Annotated in this window: 20 protein-coding genes; 15 read left to right on the plus strand and 5 right to left on the minus strand. The window is 57.3% G+C overall.

The features are described 5' to 3' along the window. Positions 1 to 45: 45 nt before the first annotated feature. From ACTZWX_RS11810 to ACTZWX_RS11840, 7 genes are all read left to right on the plus strand, one after another. Complete coding sequence (locus ACTZWX_RS11810; RefSeq protein WP_444714097.1) at positions 46 to 1,047, plus strand: metalloregulator ArsR/SmtB family transcription factor; 1,002 nt, start codon at positions 46 to 48, stop codon at positions 1,045 to 1,047. Between the two features lie 96 nt (positions 1,048 to 1,143). Further along, the gene (gene metK, locus ACTZWX_RS11815; RefSeq protein WP_444714098.1) at positions 1,144 to 2,334 is read left to right on the plus strand and encodes a methionine adenosyltransferase; all 1,191 of its coding nucleotides are present in this window, start codon (positions 1,144 to 1,146) and stop codon (positions 2,332 to 2,334) included. Positions 2,335 to 2,406: 72 nt separating this feature from the next. Further along, complete coding sequence (gene ahcY / locus ACTZWX_RS11820; protein ID WP_444714099.1) at positions 2,407 to 3,801, plus strand: adenosylhomocysteinase; 1,395 nt, start codon at positions 2,407 to 2,409, stop codon at positions 3,799 to 3,801. A 12-nt stretch (positions 3,802 to 3,813) separates the two neighbouring features. Further along, positions 3,814 to 4,683, plus strand: a complete 870-nt coding sequence (metF, locus tag ACTZWX_RS11825; RefSeq protein ID WP_444714100.1) for a methylenetetrahydrofolate reductase [NAD(P)H] — start codon at positions 3,814 to 3,816, stop codon at positions 4,681 to 4,683. Between the two features lie 215 nt (positions 4,684 to 4,898). Beyond that, on the plus strand, positions 4,899 to 5,657 hold the full coding sequence (locus ACTZWX_RS11830) for a transporter substrate-binding domain-containing protein (RefSeq protein ID WP_444714101.1): 759 nt from the start codon (positions 4,899 to 4,901) through the stop codon (positions 5,655 to 5,657). 71 nt (positions 5,658 to 5,728) lie between these two features. Then, a complete protein-coding gene (locus ACTZWX_RS11835; RefSeq protein ID WP_444714102.1) occupies positions 5,729 to 6,400 on the plus strand; it encodes an amino acid ABC transporter permease in 672 nt (223 codons plus the stop codon). A gap of 13 nt (positions 6,401 to 6,413) precedes the next feature. Further along, entirely contained in the window at positions 6,414 to 7,160 is a 747-nt protein-coding gene (locus ACTZWX_RS11840) for an amino acid ABC transporter ATP-binding protein (RefSeq protein ID WP_444714103.1), read from the plus strand. Positions 7,161 to 7,212: 52 nt separating this feature from the next. Here ACTZWX_RS11840 and ACTZWX_RS11845 read toward each other — a convergent pair whose 3' ends face one another. Further along, positions 7,213 to 8,001, minus strand: coding sequence for an SDR family oxidoreductase (locus ACTZWX_RS11845; protein ID WP_444714104.1), 789 nt, complete (start codon positions 7,999 to 8,001; stop codon positions 7,213 to 7,215). A 55-nt stretch (positions 8,002 to 8,056) separates the two neighbouring features. Continuing rightward, entirely contained in the window at positions 8,057 to 9,550 is a 1,494-nt protein-coding gene (locus tag ACTZWX_RS11850) for a BCCT family transporter (RefSeq protein WP_444714122.1), read from the minus strand. On the opposite strand from ACTZWX_RS11850, the gene ACTZWX_RS11855 reads away from it, so the two are divergent. Further along, positions 9,531 to 9,689: a hypothetical protein gene (locus tag ACTZWX_RS11855; protein ID WP_444714123.1), complete on the plus strand. Its 159-nt coding sequence runs from the start codon at positions 9,531 to 9,533 to the stop codon at positions 9,687 to 9,689. The two genes, ACTZWX_RS11850 and ACTZWX_RS11855, sit on opposite strands and share 20 nt — an antisense overlap. Positions 9,690 to 9,823: 134 nt before the next feature. After that, positions 9,824 to 11,983, plus strand: coding sequence for a 5-histidylcysteine sulfoxide synthase (ovoA, locus tag ACTZWX_RS11860; protein ID WP_444714105.1), 2,160 nt, complete (start codon positions 9,824 to 9,826; stop codon positions 11,981 to 11,983). 41 nt (positions 11,984 to 12,024) lie between these two features. Here the strand turns inward: ovoA and ACTZWX_RS11865 are convergent, their stop codons facing one another. Further along, on the minus strand, positions 12,025 to 12,513 hold the full coding sequence (locus tag ACTZWX_RS11865) for a DUF2505 domain-containing protein (RefSeq protein ID WP_444714106.1): 489 nt from the start codon (positions 12,511 to 12,513) through the stop codon (positions 12,025 to 12,027). Positions 12,514 to 12,727: 214 nt separating this feature from the next. On the opposite strand from ACTZWX_RS11865, the gene ACTZWX_RS11870 reads away from it, so the two are divergent. The 4 genes from ACTZWX_RS11870 (at position 12,728) to ACTZWX_RS11885 (ending at position 17,444) form a co-directional block, all read left to right on the plus strand. After that, on the plus strand, positions 12,728 to 14,077 hold the full coding sequence (locus tag ACTZWX_RS11870; RefSeq protein ID WP_444714107.1) for an adenosylmethionine--8-amino-7-oxononanoate transaminase: 1,350 nt from the start codon (positions 12,728 to 12,730) through the stop codon (positions 14,075 to 14,077). Positions 14,078 to 14,086: 9 nt separating this feature from the next. After that, positions 14,087 to 14,821: a 16S rRNA (uracil(1498)-N(3))-methyltransferase gene (locus ACTZWX_RS11875; RefSeq protein ID WP_444714108.1), complete on the plus strand. Its 735-nt coding sequence runs from the start codon at positions 14,087 to 14,089 to the stop codon at positions 14,819 to 14,821. A 255-nt stretch (positions 14,822 to 15,076) separates the two neighbouring features. After that, on the plus strand, positions 15,077 to 16,306 hold the full coding sequence (locus tag ACTZWX_RS11880) for a DUF445 domain-containing protein (protein ID WP_444714109.1): 1,230 nt from the start codon (positions 15,077 to 15,079) through the stop codon (positions 16,304 to 16,306). 91 nt (positions 16,307 to 16,397) lie between these two features. Next, entirely contained in the window at positions 16,398 to 17,444 is a 1,047-nt protein-coding gene (locus tag ACTZWX_RS11885; RefSeq protein ID WP_444714110.1) for an HDOD domain-containing protein, read from the plus strand. Here the strand turns inward: ACTZWX_RS11885 and ACTZWX_RS11890 are convergent. Beyond that, positions 17,427 to 18,785, minus strand: a complete 1,359-nt coding sequence (locus ACTZWX_RS11890) for a YihY/virulence factor BrkB family protein (RefSeq protein WP_444714111.1) — start codon at positions 18,783 to 18,785, stop codon at positions 17,427 to 17,429. The genes ACTZWX_RS11885 and ACTZWX_RS11890 overlap by 18 nt on opposite strands. Before the next feature lie 210 nt (positions 18,786 to 18,995). Here ACTZWX_RS11890 and ACTZWX_RS11895 point away from each other — a divergent pair, with 210 nt between their 5' ends. Continuing rightward, positions 18,996 to 20,276, plus strand: a complete 1,281-nt coding sequence (locus ACTZWX_RS11895) for an OmpP1/FadL family transporter (RefSeq protein WP_444714112.1) — start codon at positions 18,996 to 18,998, stop codon at positions 20,274 to 20,276. On the opposite strand, the gene ACTZWX_RS11900 is transcribed toward ACTZWX_RS11895, so the two are convergent. Next, complete coding sequence (locus tag ACTZWX_RS11900) at positions 20,267 to 21,205, minus strand: D-2-hydroxyacid dehydrogenase (protein ID WP_444714113.1); 939 nt, start codon at positions 21,203 to 21,205, stop codon at positions 20,267 to 20,269. The genes ACTZWX_RS11895 and ACTZWX_RS11900 overlap by 10 nt on opposite strands. Positions 21,206 to 21,279: 74 nt before the next feature. Here ACTZWX_RS11900 and tmpT point away from each other — a divergent pair, with 74 nt between their 5' ends. Next, complete coding sequence (tmpT, locus tag ACTZWX_RS11905; RefSeq protein ID WP_444714114.1) at positions 21,280 to 21,939, plus strand: thiopurine S-methyltransferase; 660 nt, start codon at positions 21,280 to 21,282, stop codon at positions 21,937 to 21,939. Positions 21,940 to 22,120 lie beyond the last annotated feature (181 nt).

Here is a 22,120-nt window from a genome sequence, read left to right on the forward strand (position 1 = left end):
TATGCCTATTGATCGATCAATCGATCACCCCTACACTTGCCAACCATGACCTCACTCAACGTACACGCGAATGAACTGTCCTCAGTGGACACCCTTGCACCGATCTTTAAAGCGAGCGGAGACCCGCTGCGCCTTGAGATCCTTCGGGTACTGCGCCGCGACACCTTCGGCGTGCTTGAGCTGAGCCAGCTGTTTGACATGCGCCAGTCCGGCATGAGCCACCACCTGAAGGTGATGAACAAGGCCGGGCTGCTGGAACCCCAGCGTGAAGGTAATGCGATTTTTTACCGCCGCCCCCTGCATCTGGACAGCGACAAACTGGCCGACCAGGCGATCCGGCAGATTTTTGAGACGGTAGACCGCGTGCCCCTGCCACCGCAGCTGGAAGAAAAAATTGAGGCGATCAGGGAGCAGCGGGCGGAACAGTCCCAGGCATTTTTCTCCCGGCACTCGGAGCAGTTCCGGGAACAGCAGGAATTGATTGCGGCCTTCGATCTGTATGCCGAGCCGACCGCTGAGCTGATCCGCAAGCGCACGGCCCGGCAAGAATGGCGCAGTGCGCTGGAAATCGGCCCAGGTGAGGGGGCGTTCCTGCCGGTGCTGTCAGGCCTGTTTGAACACGTGGTAGCGCTGGACAACAGCAAGGACATGCTGGCCAAGGCCACCCGCACCTGTATCGATGAACATTTGAATAACGTTGACCTGATTGAAGGGGTCACCGACACCCTGCTGGCCCGGGGCGATGCCTTTGACCTGATTGTCGCCAACATGGTGCTGCACCATGTGCCCAGCCCGGCGGACATCTTTTTGGATGCGGCGGCGCTGATGAACAACGGTGGCTGTTTTATCGTCAGTGATTTATGCAGCCACGATCAGGACTGGGCCAAGGAAAACTGCGGTGACCTGTGGCTTGGCTTTGAGCCGGAAGAACTCACCGCCTGGGCCGCCGATGCCGGCCTGACCGCCGGAGAACAGCTGTTTATTGGCCTGCGCAACGGTTTTCAGGTGCAGGTACGGGAATTCTGGAAAACCTCTGCAACGGCCTGAGGCCCGCGTAGATACTGGAACATCAAAAAACTTTGATATTGCCGTACGTAAAAATACGTACACCGACTTTGAAAACGCTCACAAAGGAGCATAGCTATGTCTGACTACAACATCTTCACTTCCGAATCGGTCTCTGAAGGCCACCCGGACAAACTGGCCGACCAGATTTCCGACACGGTTCTGGACGCCATCCTGGCCGACGACCCACACGCCCGCGTGGCCTGTGAAACCATGGTCAAGACCGGCGTTGCCATCGTTGGCGGTGAAATCACCACCAGCGCCTGGGTAGATCTGGAAGACCTGGTGCGCGGTGTGATCAAAGACATCGGCTACACCTCCTCAGACGTGGGTTATGACGGCGACACCTGTGGTGTGATCAATATCATCGGCAAGCAGTCTGTCGACATCGCCCAGGGCGTTGACCGCCAGAAGCCGGAAGACCAGGGCGCCGGTGACCAGGGCCTGATGTTCGGCTACGCCAGCAACGAAACCGACGTGCTGATGCCGGCCCCGATCACCTTCTCTCACCGACTGGTACAGCGCCAAGCCGAAGCCCGCAAGAGCGGCCTGCTGCCGTGGTTGCGCCCGGATGCCAAGAGCCAGGTGACCTGCCGCTACGAGAACGGCCAGGTTGTGGGTATCGATGCCGTGGTTCTGTCCACCCAGCACGATCCGGACGTGACCCAGGAAGACCTGAAAGAAGCGGCGATGGAGCTCATCGTCAAGCACACGCTGCCGGAAGAACTGCTTCACAAAGACACCCAGTTCCACATCAACCCGACCGGCAAGTTTGTGATCGGTGGCCCGGTGGGTGACTGCGGCCTGACCGGCCGTAAGATCATCGTAGACACCTACGGCGGCATGGCCCGTCACGGTGGCGGTGCGTTCTCCGGCAAAGATCCGTCCAAGGTTGACCGTTCCGCCGCCTACGCCGGCCGTTACGTGGCCAAGAACATCGTGGCCGCCGGCCTGGCCGAGAAGTGCGAGATTCAGGTGTCCTACGCCATCGGTGTAGCCCAGCCGACTTCCATTTCTTTGAACACCTTCGGCACTGGCAAGATCAGCGACGACAAGATCATCGACCTGGTACGCGCACACTTTGACCTGCGCCCGTATGCGATCACCAACATGCTGGACCTGCTGCACCCGATGTACCGGGCCACGGCAGCCTACGGCCACTTCGGCCGTAATCCGTACGAGATGACCGTTGGCGGCAAGACCTTCACCGCGTTCCCATGGGAGAAGACCGACCGCGCTGCGGCTCTGAAAGATGCCGCTGGTATCTGATAGGCCAATCTGAATTCGCGGGCGTATTCAAAACAACGATTACGCCCAAAGAAAGCTGACAGGAGAACATCAATGAGCAACCCCGCAGAAAAACTGCAACAGTTTGACGACTACAAAGTCCGCGACATCACCCTCGCCGACTGGGGCCGTAAGGAAATCAAGATCGCCGAAGGCGAAATGCCCGCCCTGATGAAACTGCGCGAGAAGTACAAAGCCGAGCAGCCGCTGAAAGGCGCCAACATCATGGGCTGTATCCACATGACCATCCAGACCGCGGTGTTGATTGAAACCCTGGTGGAACTGGGCGCTAACGTGCGCTGGTCCTCGTGCAACATCTTCTCTACCCAGGACCAGGCGGCAGCAGCCATCGCAGCCGCTGGTATCCCAGTATTCGCCTGGAAGGGCGAGACCGACGAGGAATACGAATGGTGTCTGCATCGCACCGTTGGCGCCGACATCGCGGACTGGAAACCGAACATGGTGCTCGACGACGGTGGCGACCTCACTGAACTGCTGCATAACGAGTACCCGGACATCATCAGCAACCTGCACGGTGTGACTGAAGAAACCACCACCGGTGTTCATCGCCTTCAGGAAATGCTGCGCGACGGCACACTGAAAATCCCTGCGATCAACGTCAACGATTCTGTCACCAAGGCCAAAAACGACAACAAATACGGTTGTCGTCACAGCCTCAACGACGCCATCAAACGCGCCACCGACCACTTGCTGTCGGGCAAAAAGGCCCTGGTAATCGGCTACGGTGACGTGGGCAAGGGCTCTGCCGCTTCCCTGCGCCAGGAAGGCATGATCGTGAAGGTCACCGAAGCCGACCCGATCTGCGCCATGCAGGCCTGCATGGACGGCTTCGAAGTGGTATCTCCGTACATTGATGGCATCAACACCGGCACCGAGCAGGGTATCAACACCGAGCTACTGGGCACTACCGACCTGCTGGTGACCACCACCGGTAACGTCAACGTGTGCGATGCCAACATGCTCAAGGCCCTTAAGAACGGTGCCGTGGTGTGCAACATCGGCCACTTCGACAACGAAATCGACACCGCCTACATGCGCAAAAATTGGGAGTGGGACGAGGTCAAACCACAGGTGCACGTGGTGTACCGTGACAAGGCCGCCAATGACCACCTGATCCTGCTGTCTGAAGGCCGCCTGGTGAACCTGGGCAACGCCACCGGTCATCCGTCCCGGATCATGGATGGCTCCTTCGCCAACCAGGTGCTGGCCCAGATGTATCTGTTCGAGCGCAAGTTTGCTGACCTGCCGGAAGACTCCAAGGCCAAGGGCGTTTACGTTCAGGTACTGCCCAAGCAGCTTGACGAAGAAGTGGCCCGCGCCATGGTGGAAGGTTTTGGTGGCGTGATCACCAAGATGACTCCGGACCAGGCGAAATACATCGGTGTACCGGTCGAAGGCCCGTACAAGCCGGAAAGCTACAGGTACTAATCGGAAACGAACATGGAATCCCAGAAGCAATTCAAGCGCCGCTTCAGTTTCGAGTTTTTCCCGCCCAAGACGGATCAGGGCAAGGAGAAGCTGCAGGCGGTGCGCAACCAGCTGGCCGAGGTGAACCCGGATTTTTTCTCGGTCACTTTCGGTGCCGGTGGTTCCACCCGGGACCGCACCATTGAAACGGTACTGAACCTGCACAAGCAGGGCATCTCAACAGCACCACACCTGTCCTGCGTGGGTGGTACCCGCGCAGAGATCGGCGAACTGCTGGATGTGTACAAGGAAAATGGCATCAACCGGATCGTCGCCCTGCGCGGCGACCTGCCCTCGGGCATGGGGGCCTCCGGTGAGCTGCGTTACGCCAACGAACTGGTGGAATTCATTCGGGAGCACAGCGGTAATCACTTCAATCTGGAAGTGGCCGCCTACCCGGAATTTCACCCCCAGGCCCGTAACGCCGAGGAAGATCTGAAGAACTTCGCGCGGAAGGTACAAGCCGGCGCCAACAGCGCCATTACCCAGTATTTCTTCAATGCCGACAGTTACTTCTACTTCATCGACCGGTTGGAGAAGATGAATGTCACCATTCCGGTGGTGCCGGGCATCATGCCCATCGTCAACTTCTCCAGCCTGGTGCGGTTCTCTGATATGTGCGGCGCGGAAATCCCCCGCTGGATCCGCAAACAACTAGAAGCTTACGGCGACGACACCGACAGTATCCGCAAGTTCGGAGAGGAAGTGGTCACCGCCATGTGCGAGAAGCTGCTGAAAGCCGGGGCTCCGGGGTTGCACTTCTACACCCTGAACCAGGCTGAACCCAGCATCTCCATCTGGAAAAATCTGGGCATCAGCGACCGGGAGAAGATCGCGTTCTGATCTGCTCGCCAAAAGCCCCCTGCCCACTGGCAAGGGGCTTCTTTCCATCTCCTGTCACCATAACCATCTGATTTCCTGCAAATCCTCCGATTCTGGTCTAGTCTGTTTCTGATGTATCCCCATCAACGCTCCCCGCAAGGCAAGCGCTAAAAGCGGTCACCTGCGCGGATTGCCTTACCGGGCAAACGGAGCACAAAAAACAGAAAGGAGAACACATGAGCACGAAATGGCTGAAAACACTGGGCGCTGGTCTGGCACTGTCGGTTGCGGCAACCGCGGTAAATGCCGAAACCCTCCGAGTGGTTACAGACCCCAGTTTCGTCCCATTCGAGATGATGGACCAGGAAACCGGGGAAATGATCGGCTTCGACATGGACATTATCTCCGAAGTGGCCGAGCGTGCAGGCTTTGACTACAACCTGAACACCATGGATTTCAATGGTATTATCCCGGCCCTGCAAACCGGCAACGTGGATATCGCTATCGCCGGCATTACCATCACCGAAGAGCGCAGCCAGATTGTCGACTTCTCTGACCCGTATTACGACTCCGGCCTGCGGATTCTGGTGCGAGCAAACAACAGCGATGTCGATGAGCTTTCTGATCTCGAGGGCAAGAAAGTTGGCACCAAGATCGGTAGCACCAGTTACGATTTCCTGATGCAGAACCTGGATAGCAATGACGGTGTTACGCCTTACCCGGGCAGCTCCGATATGTACATGGCGCTGATGTCCCGTGCCATTGACGCCGTCTTCTACGACGCACCCAACGTCGGCTACTTTGCCAGCACCCGCGGCGAAGGCCGGGTTAAGACCGTGGGCCAGCTGTACGAAGGCCAGCAGTACGGCATTGCCCTGAAAAAAGGCAGTGAATGGGTTGGCCCGGTCAACGAAGCACTGGCATCCATCATGGAAGACGGCACCTACAAGACCATTTATGAGAAATGGTTCGGCCCCATGCCGGAAGAGAAGTAACTCGCCATCCGTTCCGGTCAGGGCGCACAATGCCCTGACCGGTTCCTCCCAACCCAACGGAGACTTACACTGTGGAATTCCAGTTTCAGTTTGACTGGCAGGCGGCAATCCATGCCATTCCATTTTTGGCCAAGGGCATCCCCTACACCCTGATGATTTCCTTCGGCGGCCTGGCCATCGGTTTTGTGCTGGGCATACTGTTCGGTTTGCTCAGCATCAACAAGAGCTGGTTACTGCGCTGGCCTGCCATTGCTTATATCGAGATTTTTCGCGGCACCCCGATTCTGGTTCAGGTTCTGTTCATCTTCTACGGCCTGCCCGACCTGGTGGGTCGTCCGATAGACCCTTTGACCGCGGGCATTGCAGCTATCGCTCTCAATTCCGGCGCTTACATATCCGAAGTGGTGCGCGGTGGCGTGCAGTCTATCGACAGGGGCCAGACCGAAGCCGGCCTGTCTCTGGGCCTGTCACGCACCCAGACTTTCTGGTCCATTATTTGGCCCCAGGCCTTCCGGCGCATGATTCCACCACTGGGTAACCAGGGCATCGTCAGCATCAAGGACACCTCCCTGTTCTCGGTTATTGGTGTAGGGGAACTGGTCCGCCAGGGCCAGGTGTATATTGCCAATACCTTCACGGCCTTCGAGGTATATTTTGTGGTGGCACTGATGTACCTGGCGATCACCCTGACCCTGTCCCTGCTCCTGCGTTTGCTTGAGCGCCGTGGCGTTGCGTCTGCCTGAAGGAGCCTGAAAAATGACTCAGATTGTAAAGATGAAGGGCATGAACAAGCACTTCGGCAAGCTGCATGTCTTGAAGGATATTGACCTGGCCGTTGAGCAGGGCGAAGTGGTGGTGATTATCGGTGCCAGTGGCTCCGGCAAGTCCACGTTGATCCGCTGCGTAAACGGCCTTGAGGAGTATGAATCCGGCGTACTGGAAGTGGATAACCAGAAGCTTGCCCCCAAGGGCGGCAACCAGCAGGCGCTGTCGGAAATACGCAAGGAAGTGGGCATGGTGTTCCAGCAATTCAATCTGTTCCCGCATCTGACGGTACGGAAGAACATCATGCTGGCCCCCATGAAAGTCAAAAAGGCGTCCCAGGTAGTGGCCAACGCCACCGCAGAGCGCTTGCTGGACCGGGTGGGCATCGGCAACCAGGCCGACAAGTATCCCAGCCAGCTATCCGGCGGCCAGCAGCAACGGGTGGCCATCGCCCGGGCCCTGGCCATGGAACCCCGGCTGATGCTGTTCGACGAGCCCACCTCTGCCCTGGATCCGGAAATGATCGGGGAGGTACTGGACGTCATGCGGGAGCTGGCCAAGGAAGGCATGACCATGATGGTGGTTACCCATGAAATGGGATTTGCTCGCGAGGTTGCAGACCGGGTGATCTACATTCATGAGGGGCAGATTGTTGAGGAAGGCAGGCCCGATGATGTCTTCGACAACCCCCAGAACGAACGTACCCAGGCGTTTTTGTCACGGGTGTTGGCGCACTGACACACCACACAGGCCCCGACCACTCTCACACCGGTGATCGGGGCCTGTGTAATCAAGCTCTTGCAAGGCGGAACAGCAATTCCGGCGACAGCCGCTTGACCCACAGCGCCGCCATTTCCTTGCCCTTGCCTACGGGAATCTCTCGTTTCTTCGCCTGAAGGCCCTTGAAAACCACCTCAGCGCATTCATTCACATCCATGCCCCCGGCAATATCCGCGTCTTCCTCACCGTAGGCAGAACCATCACCGGAGAGGGCATTACGGGAAATGTCGGTACGAATAAAGCCCGGCGTAATGGTGGAAACCTGAACGCCCTCGCCTTCTACTTCCGCCCGCAATGCATCGAAAAAGCCCATCACCGCGTGCTTGGCAGCGCAATACCCGGTTCTCATGGGGGCACCGACCTTGCCGGCCACACTGGCGGTCACTGCCAGGTGCCCGGCACCGCGCTCCAGCATATGCGGCAGCACAGCTTTGGTGAGCGCAATCTGCCCCATCACATCCACGTCCATCAGCTTCTGATAGACCGACATGTCGGTATCTTTGCACAAAGAGCGTTGAGATACGCCTGCGTTGTTGACCAGAAGATCGATGGTACCGAAAGCATCCAGCACCGCCTGAACCGCACCGGACAGGGAGTTCCAGTCGGTCACATCCAACGGGAGCACAAGGACGTCATCAGCGGCCAAACCAGCATCCCGGCAACGACTCGCAACTCGCTCCAACTCACTTTCTCGCCGCGCAGATAACACCAGGAGCGCACCATGTTTAGCATATTGCAGAGCAAGTGCTTCGCCGATGCCGGAGGAAGCTCCGGTAATCCAGACAGTCTGTGCAGACATAACCAGTATTCCTTGCGTTAACGGGTTGTTGTTCTCGTTTAGTCTGAACCAGAGACTACACCAGCCCTTGCTCCCTCGCCATGGCCATTGCGGCTTTGGGGCCCGTCCAGAGTGAAGGAAGGATAATCAGGGATACCGGTATCGCTGTGAGCACAATAAATTGTTGTAGCACTCCGATCTGGCCTGCCCCCATGTATAGCAGGATGGCGGCCATCAGGGCCATGGCGCCTCCCCAGAATACCCGGATCCAGGGGCTGGGTTCATCGTGACCAGCACCCACCATCGCAATGGCATAGCTCATGGAATCACCCGTGGTGGCCACAAAAATCGTTGTCAGCAGCAAAATAGCGGCAGCCATCCAGGTACCACCGGGGAGCGCCTGGGCCACGGTCAGGGTTGCGACGTCAAAGCGAAAACTGTTCAGTGCCTCTGTCAGATCAAACGTGCCAGCTAATTGGTGATAGATACCGGAACCACCCAGCAGGGTGAACCAGATAGTGGTGGCAATTGGCGCCAGCACAGCCACTGCAAGAATCATTTCCCGCACGGTCCGTCCACGGGAAATTCTGGCAACGAAGACGGCCATCAAAGGTGTGTAGCCGATAAACCAGGCGAAGAAGAATACCGTCCACCATTTCATCCACCAGTCTGGTGCCGTTTGCGCAGTCATGGTGGCCATGGCGAAGAATGATGTGACATATTCGCCCATGGACTGGGTATAGGTGTTTGCCAGAAACAGCGTTGGACCAAAGATGAAAATCACAGCCGCAATGGCCAGGGCAAGCAGCACGTTAAAACGGCTAAGCAGCTGGATGCCTTTGTGCAACCCGGTCATCGCAGATGTCATATAAACTCCCGCCAGTACAACAAGTACCGTGAGCTGGGTGCCGTAGCCATCGGTCACACCGAACAGCTCGTGCAAGCCAAAGCTCATCTGCGTGGCAAGGAAGCCTATGGGCCCAACGGTGCCCGCCACCACGGCAATCACACAAAACGCATCAACGATGCCCCCAAGCCGCCCCTGAATAACCTTTTCACCAAACACCGGATACAGCAACGTGCGGGGTTGCAGTGGTTTTCCCTGGCCGTAGTGAGCTCGGGTCAGAACCAGAGCTGTCAGGGACCCCAGCACCGCCCAGGCCAGAAAGCCCCAGTGGGTAAACGCCTGGGCCATGGCCGGCGCAACCGCCTCAGCCGTGCCAGCCTCGGTGTTTGACGCCGGCGGCGTCACCACAAAATGGTAAACCGGCTCGCCTGCGGCGAAGAACACACCACCACCCGCCAGCAGGGTGCACATAATCATTGATAACCAACGAAAGCGGCTAATCTGAGGTCGGTCAAGGCCGCCGACGCGTGCGGACCCTGCGCGGCTGAGAGCCGTGCCAATGGCGATAAAAAATGTGAGGAGCAGGAGCAACTGAAAAAAGGAGCCCAAATACTTTGCGGTCCAGGTAAAACCGGCGCCAATGAGGCTAGTAACCGATTCGCTATTGATGATTGAGGCTCCGACGAACAATAGGATAAAGCCAATGGTAAGGATTAGAACCACCGGATCACTGTCGGCCAGGGCGCTGGATTTATCCCGTGTGACGGGACTGGACGATGTCGCTGTCATGAGTGATGCCTCTCGAAGAAAAAGCCGCGCAGGCTACAGGAAAGTTCGTGATCTTGCACGAATTAGCTACTAAGTACGCAGCAATGGCGATAAGGCATCACAAAATAACCGACTATCCTTGTGCTACTTTGTCACATAGGAATGAACCACAAGTTCAGCAACGGCCGTATAGGACGTTATCAAACACATTAAGGAAACTGTTCGAAGATGCACTCGTCAACTCAAGAAGAAGTCAAAACTCAACTCAGCGAATCTTCCGAATCCTTACCAAAGCTGCTCAGAACCCCCAAACTCGACGAAGGCTCCCCTGCTGAGAAGCGCGCAGAAATTGCTGCTTATTTCACCAACACGTTTGATGTCTATACTCGCCTGTTTCGCTGCCTGGCCGACGATGCGGGCTATTTTCAGAAGTCCATCCCGCTGAGACACCCGCTTATTTTTTATCTGGGCCACACCGCCACGTTCTTTATCAACAAACTGGTGCTGGCCAAGCTGCTGCCGGAGCGAATTGATCCGCGTATGGAATCCGTCTTTGCCGTTGGCGTGGACGAAATGAGCTGGGATGACCTGAACGACGATCACTACGACTGGCCCAGTGTTGAAGAAGTCATGGACTATCGCGCCAAGGTGCGGTCGACCGTGCTGGCGTTGATTGACTCTTTACCTCTGAACCTACCGATCAACTGGGAGAGCTCCTGGTGGCCGATCGTTATGGGGGTTGAGCACGAGCGAATCCATCTTGAAACCTCTTCCGTGCTGATTCGGCAACACGAGCTTGCCCGCGTGCAGGCACAGCCGGAATGGGCACCGGTTCAAGAGACCGGCGAGGCGCCCGACAATACGCTGATCACGGTTCCCGCCGGTAACATCCGTATTGGCAAACCCTTCGACGACTCCTGGTACGGCTGGGACAACGAGTACGGCCAGCACCAGGCTAATATCGACGAATTCAAAGCCAGCCAGTACCTGGTCAGCAATCAGGAGTTTCTGGAATTCGTTGAGGCGGGCGGTTACCAACAGGACCAGCATTGGAGCGAAGAAGGGCTATCATGGCGGCAGTTCACTAGCGCCCAGCACCCGACTTTCTGGTGCTGGCGAAACGGCTGGCACCTGCGCTTGATGACGCAAGAGGTCGAAATGCCCTGGGATTGGCCGGTCGAGGTCAACTACCATGAGGCCAAGGCCTTTTGTGAATGGAAGCGGGAGCAGACCGGCCAGCCCATTCGCCTGCCTACGGAAGATGAATGGCACCGGTTGTGTTCCGTAGCCGGGGTGTCTGAAGTGAGTGAAGCGCCAGCCAGTGCCAACCTGCACCTTGACCATGGCGCGTCGTCTTGCCCTGTCACCCGGTTCCGGCACGGGGAGTGGTTTGATGTGGTGGGTAACGTCTGGCAGTGGACCGAAACCCCCACCTACCCTTTTGACGACTTCAAGGTACACCCGCTTTACGACGATTTCACAACACCCACCTTTGATGGCCAGCACAACCTGATCAAAGGCGGCTCCTGGATTTCCTGTGGAAACGAGACAAGATTGTCAGCCCGATACGCTTTTAGACGCCACTTTTTCCAACACGCCGGCTTCAGATACATTGCCTCCGAGGCCGAGGCCGTTCAACCCAATGCCTATTACGAAAGCGACCGTTTGCTCACCGAGTATGCCGAATTCCATTTCGGCGACCGCTGGTATGGCGTCGAAAACTTCCCGAAAACCATGGCAGACCTGGCACTGGAGGCCATGTCAGGCAAACCGAAAACCAAAGCCCTGGACCTCGGCTGCGCATGCGGTCGTTCAAGCTTTGAACTGGCGAACGTTTTCGACACAGTGGAAGGCGTTGATTTTTCAGCGAACTTCATACGCCTTGGTGTAGAGATGGCCGAGCAAGGGTCCGTTCGTTATGAACTGGCAGAAGAGGGCGAGCTGGTCAGCTACCATACCCGGACGCTCAAAGAGCTCGGGTTGGACGGTAGTGCCAGTCGCGTGTCGTTCTATCAGGGCGATGCCTGCAACCTGAAGCCCCAGTTTACCGGTTATGATCTGGTGTTGGCCGCTAACCTGATTGACCGCCTGTACAAGCCGCGTCGTTTCCTGGACAACATCCATGAACGCATTAACGACGGCGGGCTCCTGGTGATTGCGTCACCTTACACCTGGCTGGAAGAGCACACACCCAAGGAAGAGTGGATTGGTGGTTATAAGAAAGACGGCGAAAACCACACCACACTGGATGGGCTGAAGGAGCACCTTGGCCAGCACTTCAGGCTCATCGGCGAGCCGAGGAAAGTGCCGTTTGTCATCCGTGAAACCCAGCACAAGTTCCAGCATAGCCTGTCTGAACTTACGGTTTGGGAGCGGTTGCCGCGCTGATTAAAACGCAGCCCGCTTGAATCCATGTGAATCCCGCCAGGTCACAACAACTGGCGGATAACCTGGTACTCCCGCTCAATCTTTGCGTGGGAGTCCTCTGCCAGGAACTTGGCGACTTTCTTGCCTAAAAACGGCACATCGCAGTGAACCGACAGGTTCACGTAATTGATGCAACGGTTACCGTTGCCCAGCAAACGCATGATGCCCTTGATTCGTGCCGGCACCCCGTCAATCTTCACACGGAACTCGCAGTGCCACTCGTCATCATCTTTCTTGAACCAGTGCTCTTCCTGGCGGACGTGATTCCACTCCCGATGAAAACTGGCCAACATCCCTGGCACCGGGGCTGAGGCCATCATCTCCCTCTCAATGACTAACTTGGCCGCGGCATCATCCCGTTGCAGTTCAGCTACACGAACATTCCGGGAACCGAGTTTCTCGTTTTTTTCACGAATATGATTCTCACTGAAGAACCGTTCAATGATTTGATTCAGCCCTACCTCGTAGGGATGCTCCAGAGTCAGCTCCATAAATGCCTCCTGTTATCTTGATTTCATTGTTGCTGCCACCGGACTTACTCACATTGGCCGCCCGAGCGGGCCTTTCTGGCAAGGAAGCCATCCGACTGGTTCACACATCGTCACTGCTCTGAATCACATCCTGAGCGCTGTTAACGGAGACCTCCGGAAAGTATCATGTGCAGTCTCAAACAAAACGCCCCAGCCGGGAACACAGGAGAACACGATGCGCAATGCCGATCTGGTCGCACGGGACCTTAAATCCGTGTGGCACCCCTGCACCCAGATGAAGGACCACGAGAGCCTGCCTTTAATTCCCATAAAACGTGGCGAAGGTGTCTGGCTGGAAGACTTCGAAAGCAACCGGTACATCGATGCGGTCAGCTCCTGGTGGGTGAACCTGTTCGGCCACGCCAATCCGCGCATCAACTCCGCCATCCAGGAACAGATCGGCCAGCTGGAACACGTGATTCTGGCCGGGTTTACCCATGAACCGGTGGTCAACCTGTCTGAGCGCCTGATCGAGGTCACGCCTGAAGGGCTGAGTAAATGCTTCTACGCCGACAATGGTTCCTCCGCCATCGAAGCCGCCCTGAAAATGAGCTATCACTACTGGAAGAATCTGGGGCAACCCGGCAAGAAGAACTTCGTTAATCTCAGCAACAGCTACCACGGCGAAACTCTGGGCGCACTGGCGCTCGGTGATGTGGCTCTCTATAAAGACACCTACCAGCCTCTGCTGATGGAGGTTCTTACTGCCCCCTCTCCGGACGCCTATAACAAAGAACCGGGCGAAACCGACGAAGACTACGCCCTGCGCCAGTTCGAGGCCATGGAGAAACTGCTGGCCGAACGGCACGATGAAATCTGTGCTGTGGTGGTCGAGCCCCTGATCCAGTGCGCCGGGGGCATGCGCATGCACCACCCGATTTACCACACCAAACTCCGGGAAGCGTGCAACCGCTACAACGTGCACCTGATTGCTGACGAGATCGCCGTAGGCTTCGGCCGCACCGGTACCCTGTTCGCCTGCGAGCAGTCTGGCATCACCCCGGACTTCATGTGCCTGTCCAAGGGCCTCACCGCCGGCTACCTTCCGCTATCAGCCGTGCTCACCACCGAAACCGTGTACAACGCATTTTACGACGACTACGAAACCCTGCGGGCCTTTTTGCACAGCCACAGCTACACCGGCAATCCCATCGGCTGCGCCGTAGCCCTGGCCACCCTGGACATCTTCCGGGACGAAAATGTCATCGAAAACAACCGCCAACTGTCCCGCTGCATGGCTGAATCCGTCGCCCACCTGGCCGACCACCCCAACGTTGGTGACATCCGCCAGCACGGCATGACCCTGGCCATCGAAATGGTCAAAGACAAAGCCAGCAAAACCCCGTTCCCCTGGCAGGAACGCCGGGGCCTGAAAGTTTACCAACACGCCCTCACCCGCCAGGCTCTGCTACGCCCCTTGGGCAACGTGGTGTACTTCATGCCTCCCTATGTCATCACCGAAGACCAGATACGCCACCTGGCCCAGGTAGCGACAGAAGGCATCGGCATCGCGGTAAAAGGTTGAGGGCCAACCATGCGCATACCCAGGATCTTCACCGACAGCCCACTCAAAGCGGGCAGCCTCTGCGAGCTTGACGAAAACGCCGCCAACCACGTCGGCCGGGTACTGCGCATGCAACCAGGCCAGGAACTGCGCCTGTTCAACGGCGACGGCCAGGACTACACCGCCATCATCACCCAAGCGGGCAAGAAAAACGTCCAGGTGGAGATAACCGGGGCAAAAATCAACACCACCGAATCTCCGCTGAACATCATTCTGGGGCAGACTCTGTCCAAGGGCGACCGGATGGATTACGCGGTACAGAAAGCGGTCGAAATGGGCGCCACCACCATCGTGCCCATGACCACCGAACGCTCCGACGTGAAACTCAAAGGCGACCGTGAAGAAAAACGCCTGCGCCACTGGCAACAAGTCGCCATCAGCGCCGCCGAACAATGCGGCCGCGCCCGGGTACCCAACATATTGCCAGTAATGACCGTCGCCGAGTGGCTGCAATACAGCCAGACCTGTGACCTGCGCCTGGTACTGCACCACCGCACTGAACAGTCGCTGAACACCCTGACAAAGCCGGAAAGCCTTGCTTTGATGATTGGGCCTGAAGGTGGTTTGACCACTGATGAAATCAACCTCGCAGAGCAAAATGGCTTTCTGCCCGTGGCTCTCGGCCCCCGGGTTTTACGCACCGAAACCGCCCCTGTTGCGGCGATTGCGCTCTGCCAGTGGTTGTGGGGAGACATCGGCAGCTGAGGTTTGTGGCCCTGATTGGCAAACCTGCGGGCATCGCAGTCATTGACAGATCTGGCGACGACTAACATTATCCGTGTCAGACATAACTTGGCTGACCGCCCCGAACCTGGGGTGGTCGGTTGAGGGACAGGTTTCCAAAACCTTGCGGAGCCATGGATGGCGAAGCAGAGCGTACAGGGAAGTATTCACAGCGTGTTTTGGAAACCTGTCCCCCAACCGGCCGCTTGCACCCAAGAAAACAAATAAGAGCCCAGGATGACAGACCTACTTACCAATCCAGAGTTTTGGCAATACCTCAGCATCCCCGTGATAGCGGCCCTGATCGGCTGGACCACCAACTGGCTCGCCATCAAAATGACCTTCTACCCCCTGGAGTTCATCGGCAAACCACCCCTGCTCGGCTGGCAAGGCATCATCCCGTCCAAAGCCAGAAAGATGGCCGCCATCAGCGTCGACGCCACCATCTCCAAAATCGGCACCGTCCAGGAAATCTTCAACCAGATCGACCCTAAAGTCCTGGCCGCCCACATCATCTACACCGTCGACCCACGCATCGAAGAATACGTAGACGAACTCATGCTCCGGGAATACCCCACCTTCTGGGAAAACCTGCCAGCATCCGCCCGCAAAATGGTCTACGACAGGGTTCGCAAATCCACACCCCAACTGGTCGACAACCTGGTTGACGACATCTCAGACAACATCGAAGACCTGCTGGACATCAAAGGCATGGTCATCGAGCGCCTGGCTCGCGACAAAAAACTGCTCAACCGCATTTTCCTGGAATGCGGCGACGTAGAGTTCCGTTTCATCATCAACTCCGGTCTCTACTTCGGTTTCCTGTTCGGCTTGATACAGATGGCCGTCTGGTACTTCTACCCCGCCATCTGGGTACTGCCCTTGTTCGGCCTGCTGGTGGGCTGGGCCACCAACTGGATTGCCCTGAACGTGATCTTCCGACCGCTTCATGAACACAAAGTGGGCCCACTTCGGCTCCAGGGCCTGTTTCTCAAGCGTCAGCCGGAAGTTGCCGAGTCTTTCTGTCACATCGTGACCCATGAAATTCTCACCGTGGGCAACATCATCAACTCCATCCTTGAAGGCCCGAAGGGCGACCGTGCCCGTAATATGGTCAAGAAACACATCAAACCCCTGGTGGATGAAACCGCTGGCATGGGCAAAGCCCTGACCCAGATGGCCTTCGGCCCGACCGGCTTTGCCACCCTGAAAAATCAGGTGGGCGAGAAAGCCATCCAGATCTCCCAGAGCTCCTTCAACAATCCCGTCTTCGAGCAGGACCGCGCCCGCGCCGTGGAATCGATCATGGTTGAACGGATGGTTGCGCTGTCATCGGAAGAGTTCCAGGATCTGCTGCGCCCCTGTTTCCAGGAAGACGAAATCAAACTCATTCTAGTGGGTGCGTTCCTGGGCTTCGCGGCCGGCGTGTGCCAACTGGTGTTCGTGTTCGGAGAAGCCTTTTTCTGATGCTATACAAGGCTGTGCAGGGTTGCATAACGCCACTATACTGATCCGGTAAACGGTCACTTTTAAATACACGTTAATCCGGAGGCAATGGATGCTGGGCTTTTTTTCCTGGATCTCAGGCTTGTTTGGGCCGCCACCACCCGCCACGGCTGCCACCGAGACACGCCTGTTCAACCCGGCGCAAAGCAGCAGCCTTGAACAACGGTCGTCAGACTCCGACCTGGTCCACCAACTTGAGGAGCACCTGTTCTGCTGGTTGCTGGACGTACCTCCGGCAAAACTCCATTCAGAATCCCCCGGGGATGAGCGGTTACTGTCTGAACTGGAACGCCGACTGCGTACCAATGAAATGGAAGAGCTGCCGCGCAGGCCCGGCAGCCTGCCCATGTTGATGCGGGCGCTGTCCAGTGAGACCACCGACCGCAAACAGATTACCGATATCATCCTGAGCGACCCATCGCTCACGGATCAACTGCTTCAGGTAGCCAACAGCCCCTACTTCCGGCCTGGTGACAACACCATAGAGTCGGTTGATCAAGCGGTGTTTGTGTTGGGACTGGATGGCATCCGGAACGTTATTTCGGCGGCGGTCATGCGCCCGATGATGGCAGCAAGGAACAGCCGTGAAGCGCTGTTTGCGCAAAGGGCCTGGCGCTGGGGGCTGACCTGCGCCCGGGCAGCGGAACTGATCGCCCGCATTCACCGCGACGACACCAGCGCACATTTCATGGTGGGACTGCTGCCCGCTCTCGCCTACATCACCATTCGCCGGGAGCTGGGGCGCATCTGCCGTTCACAGAACGCCGGCAGCGAGCCAGAGCCGGCGGTGCTGCGTACAGCGCTGATCCGCCACCAGTGGAATGCCTGCCAGTTATTAGCCAATGTCTGGAACCTGCCGCCGAAATATCACGCCTGGCTGCTCTCGGCGGAACGTCCGGCGCCTCGCCAGCCCCATTCCGCGTTGACGGACGGGCTGCTGCTGGGTACCCGGGAAGTGCTGCGGCACGCACGCCAGCGTAACCTCGCTGAAGACAACCTCTCGCAGATCGTGCACCTGACACCGGAACAGATCAAACCGTTGCGTCAGGCGCTGCTCAGAATGCTGCAGGAAGGTAAAGCCTCACAGGCCGGTGCCTGAAGATTTAGCGGTTTCCACATCCTGCCCTTTGGGGCCTTCTCCGGATACCAACAGCTCGGCAAAGCTGACATCCTCACGGTGACCGACGAGATCCCTTAACTGCACTGGCATGGCGCTGCTTGGAAGCCGGTCAACAACCCGATCCTCATCCCGGCGAACGGTCTGGAGAACACTTCCGACGGTGATCAGGTTTAACGCCTTGCCAGGTACCAGTTGATCACCGTTACGCCCCGCCAGGCTCAGCAGGCCAGCGCGAATCAGCTTGTCACTGATGCTCCGTGTAATCTCCCCAGGCACACGCAACTCGTACTCCAGCGCTTCTTGTTGTGGGGCTGGCTCTCCTCGGCTAAACGGTCCGGCCACCATCCACATCAGCGCCAGGCCCACCCGCTCCTGAAGTTCCGGAGCCAACTGCACGTTCTGACGCTTGGCCACAGAGCCCGGGTTCTGCATGTAAAAGGCGAGGCTGGAGCCGAGTAGCAGGATCATCCAGTTCAGATAGGTCCAGATCAGCAGGATAATACCCACCGCAAACCCGGAGTAGATCGCCGCGTACTTGGTCGAATTGGCTACGAAAGACGCAAACAGCATGCCCGCCGCCTGCCAGGAAATACCCGCCACCAAACCAGCAATAAATGCATAACGCAGCTTCACGCGGGTATTGGGGATGAACACATAGACAAACGTGAAGGCACCAACCACCAGGAAAAACGGTGTAAAGCGGCTGACCAGTACAATCAGCGAACCGAATGGTTCAATCTCCATGAACTGCTGGACAACGCTTGAGGAGAATATGGTGGCCGTGACGCCAATGGCCGACACCATCAACAAGGGCCCCACCATAATCACGCTCAGGTAATTACTGAAACGCTGGGCCATGGAGCGCATTTCGGGCACACGCCAGATCATATTGAACGAACGTTCGATCTTCTGGACCAACGAGATAACCGTGTACACCAGCAACGCCAGGCCTACCGAGCCCAGCACCCCGACCTTCATGTTATCGACGAAGCCCAGGATACGCTCTGCCACCTCGATGCCCTGGGGGCCCATCGGCTCAAAGAACTGATACAACAACGGCTCCATGCGCTGGTGCACACCCATCGCTTTGAGCACCGAAAAACTCAAGGCCAGCAACGGCACAATGCTCAGTAGGGTGGTATAGACCAGACTCATGGCATGCAGGGTGAGCTGGCCGCTGATCACATCCCGGACAATGGCATACAGTGGACGCCCGGTTTTATACAACCAGGTCCAGGGCCATTTCTGCGGTGGATTGGGATTGGCGAGAATCCAGTTTTCTGCAGCCTGCAGCCGTTCTTTTGTTTGAATAGATGCCACGCAAAGTCCTGCTTATCAGTCTTTTCTACAGCTTATCAGTCGGATGCCAGTAAACAAGCTGATTCCACCTCGTAAGCACAGTCGGGGTCGGGCTCGTTTCCCAAAATCACAATATAACCATATCAAGTTTTGTTACTTCCACTTATAACCAAATTAACGTAAAACAGCGTTCTCAAAAAACGAATACTTTTACCTCCACAGGGTTTATCCATGCGCTTGTCCAGAATTCTTGCCACGACCACCCTTATTGCCGCCGCCCCCTCTGCCGCACTGGCCACCAACGGCTATTTCAGCCATGGCTATGGCACCATCAACGCGGGCATGGCCGGCGCTGGTACTGCCTTGTCACAGGACAGCATCGCTGCGGCCACTAACCCGGCCGGCATGGCGTTTGTGGGCAGTCGCGTGGATGGCGGACTGGAGGTGTTTTCTCCGCGTCGGCGTTATGGCGTGGAGGGTGGCGCTCCGAATATTCCGGGCGAAACCTTCTATCTGGCGCCGGGAACCGTACAAAGCGAAAACGATGCGTTCCTAATCCCTCACTTCGGTTACAACCGGGCTATGGGCAACGGCCACAGCTTTGGCCTTTCCATATTTGCCAATGGCGGGATGAACACGGAATACAGTGGCGAGAACGGCGGCACCTTTGGTGCAGGCAAAACCGGGGTAAACCTGGAGCAGCTGTTCATTGCCCCCACCTGGTCCTGGGAGTTTACCGATGGGCAGGCCATCGGTGTTTCACCACTGATTGCCTATCAGCGGTTCAAGGCAACCGGGCTGCAGTCATTCGCGGGCTTTTCGTCAAACTCTGACGCACTCTCCAACAATGGCACCGACGACGCCTGGGGCTATGGCCTGCAAATCGGCTGGCAGGGCAAGATCACTGACACCCTGCGGGCCGGGCTGAGCTGGCGCACGATCCTTGAGATGGAAGAGTTCAGCAAATACGAAGGCTTGTTTGCCGAACAGGGCGGCTTCGACATTCCCCAGATGTTCAACGCCGGCATTGCCTGGTCCGGACTCGAGAACCACTGGCTGCTGCTGGATGTTCAACACATCCGTTACAGCGAGATCAACAGCATCGGTAACCCCATGCTGCCTGCGCTTGGCATGGCCGGCATGGGCGATCCCAACTCTCAGCTCGGCGCAGATAACGGCCCGGGCTTCGGCTGGGATGATATGACCATCGTCAAACTCGGCTGGCAGTGGCAACAGAGCAACGAACAAACCTGGCGCGCAGGAATCAGCTATGGCGAGCAGCCCATCCCGGATGAGGAAGTCCTGTTCAACATCCTGGCCCCGGGCGTTCAGGAATGGCATGTCACTGGCGGCTTCACCCACCGGTTCAGCGAAGCCCTTGAGGTATCCGGCATGGCCTTCTACTCACCGCGCAAGACCGTCCGGGGCGAAAACCCACTCGGCCCTGGCCAGCAAATCGAGCTGAGCATGAGCCAGGTGGGTGCGTCCTTCAGCGTTGGCTATCAGTTCTGAACCGACGCCAGATTCCTGGCAGTAATCCCCACAATCCGCTGACGGGCCTCGCGGCTGGCCCAGGCGGAGTGGGGCGTAAGAATCAGGTTCGGAATACCCTCCGCCAGCAATGGATTCCCGTTGCGAGGCGGCTCCTCAGTCAGCACATCAAACCCGGCCCCGGCGATCTCGCCTTTGCGCAGGGCCTCCGCCAACGCCACCTCATCAACGAGACCACCGCGACTGGTATTGATCAGTAAGGCCGAGGGCTTCATCAACCCCAGTTCCCGCTCGCCGATCATATTCCGGGTATCATCGGTCAGCAGGCAGTGCAGAGAAAGCACGTCGGCCTGCACCAACAGGTCGTCCAATGGAATCCGGGGATAGCCATCCACTTCCCCCGGTTCCTGCCCCGGCCGACACCCCAGCACAATGTTCATACCAAAAGCCTTTGCCCGTTCCGCCACGCCCTGGCCCAGGTCGCCATAACCGACAATGCCCAGGGTTTTGCCCTCCAGCTCCATAATCGGGTAATCCATCAGGCAGAACATATCGCTCTTGCCCCAACTGCCATTGCGGGCATCCCGGTTGTAATCCAGCAACCGCGTGGCCAGCGCCAGAATCAACGCCATGGTGTGCTGAGCCACGGTTGAACGGCCGTAGTTGGTCACGTTCATCACGGTAATGCCATGATCCTTTGCTGCCGCCAGGTCAATGTTGTTCAGGCCCGTGGCCACCACCGCAATGATCTTCAGTTCCGGGCAAGCCTCAAAATGCGCCCGGCCCAGCACCACCTTGTTCACCAGCACCGTGTCAAAGCCCTGGATTCTCTCCAGAATCTGCTCGGGGGCTGTCCGTTCATGACACGTCAAGCCACCGGTTACCTGCTCAATCGGCGACAGATCCACATCATTGCCAAGGGTCTGGCTATCAAGAAATACCGCTTTCATACTTTTCTCCCAACTCAAGAACCGCACAGATTAAGGTAGACTGAGTAAAACGAGCAAATTCAGGGAGGCAAACCATGGAACACGAATTCTGGCACGAACGTTGGGAAAAGAGCCAAATCGGCTTCCACGAGGGCACGGTAAACCAGTACCTGCACGACCACTGGCCGGAACTGGCCGGCCAGGGCACCGAAGCCGTATTCGTGCCCCTGTGCGGCAAAGCCCACGACATGTGGTGGCTACACGACCGTGGCCATCCGGTCATCGGCGTGGAACTCAGCGATATCGCCTGCAAAGACTTCTTCGAAGAAGCCGGCGAAAAAGCCAAAGTCCATCCGGGCGAGCCGTTTACCACCTTCAAGCACGACGACCTGCAAATCTGGTGCGGCGACTTCTTTCAACTGGTGCCCGATGACCTCAAACACATCCGCCTAGTCTACGACCGCGCAGCACTCATCGCCCTGCCCCCGGAAATGCGCCAAGGGTATGTGGAACACCTGACCGCCGTCATCCCCGACGGCACCAGAATCCTGCTGATCACCCTCGATTACGACAGCAGCGAAATGAAAGGCCCTCCGTTCAACGTCAGTGATGAAGAAGTGTTCCAGCTGTATAGCGCAGACTACGAAGTCAACCACGTACTCAAACGCGACATGGCCCACGACAACCCCTTCGCCAAGAGGAGAGGCTTGAGAAACGGCGCAGCAGAAAGCGTGTTTACCCTAACAAAGAAATAACGGCCCGAAGCAATCCAAAGGCGGGCCCCTCCGAAATACTGATCGACGTATGCCGGGGCGGGTTTTTTTTTAGCAAAAAGAAATTGTGTGCAAAACGAGTTTAAGTTTTGTCAAAAAAAATACCCCCCCGGGGTAGGGAACCCCAGGGCGCGGGGGCGGGGGGGGGGGGGGGGGGGGGGGG

The organism is Marinobacter sp. NSM (assembly GCF_052380025.1).
Classification (GTDB): Bacteria; Pseudomonadota; Gammaproteobacteria; order Pseudomonadales; family Oleiphilaceae; genus Marinobacter.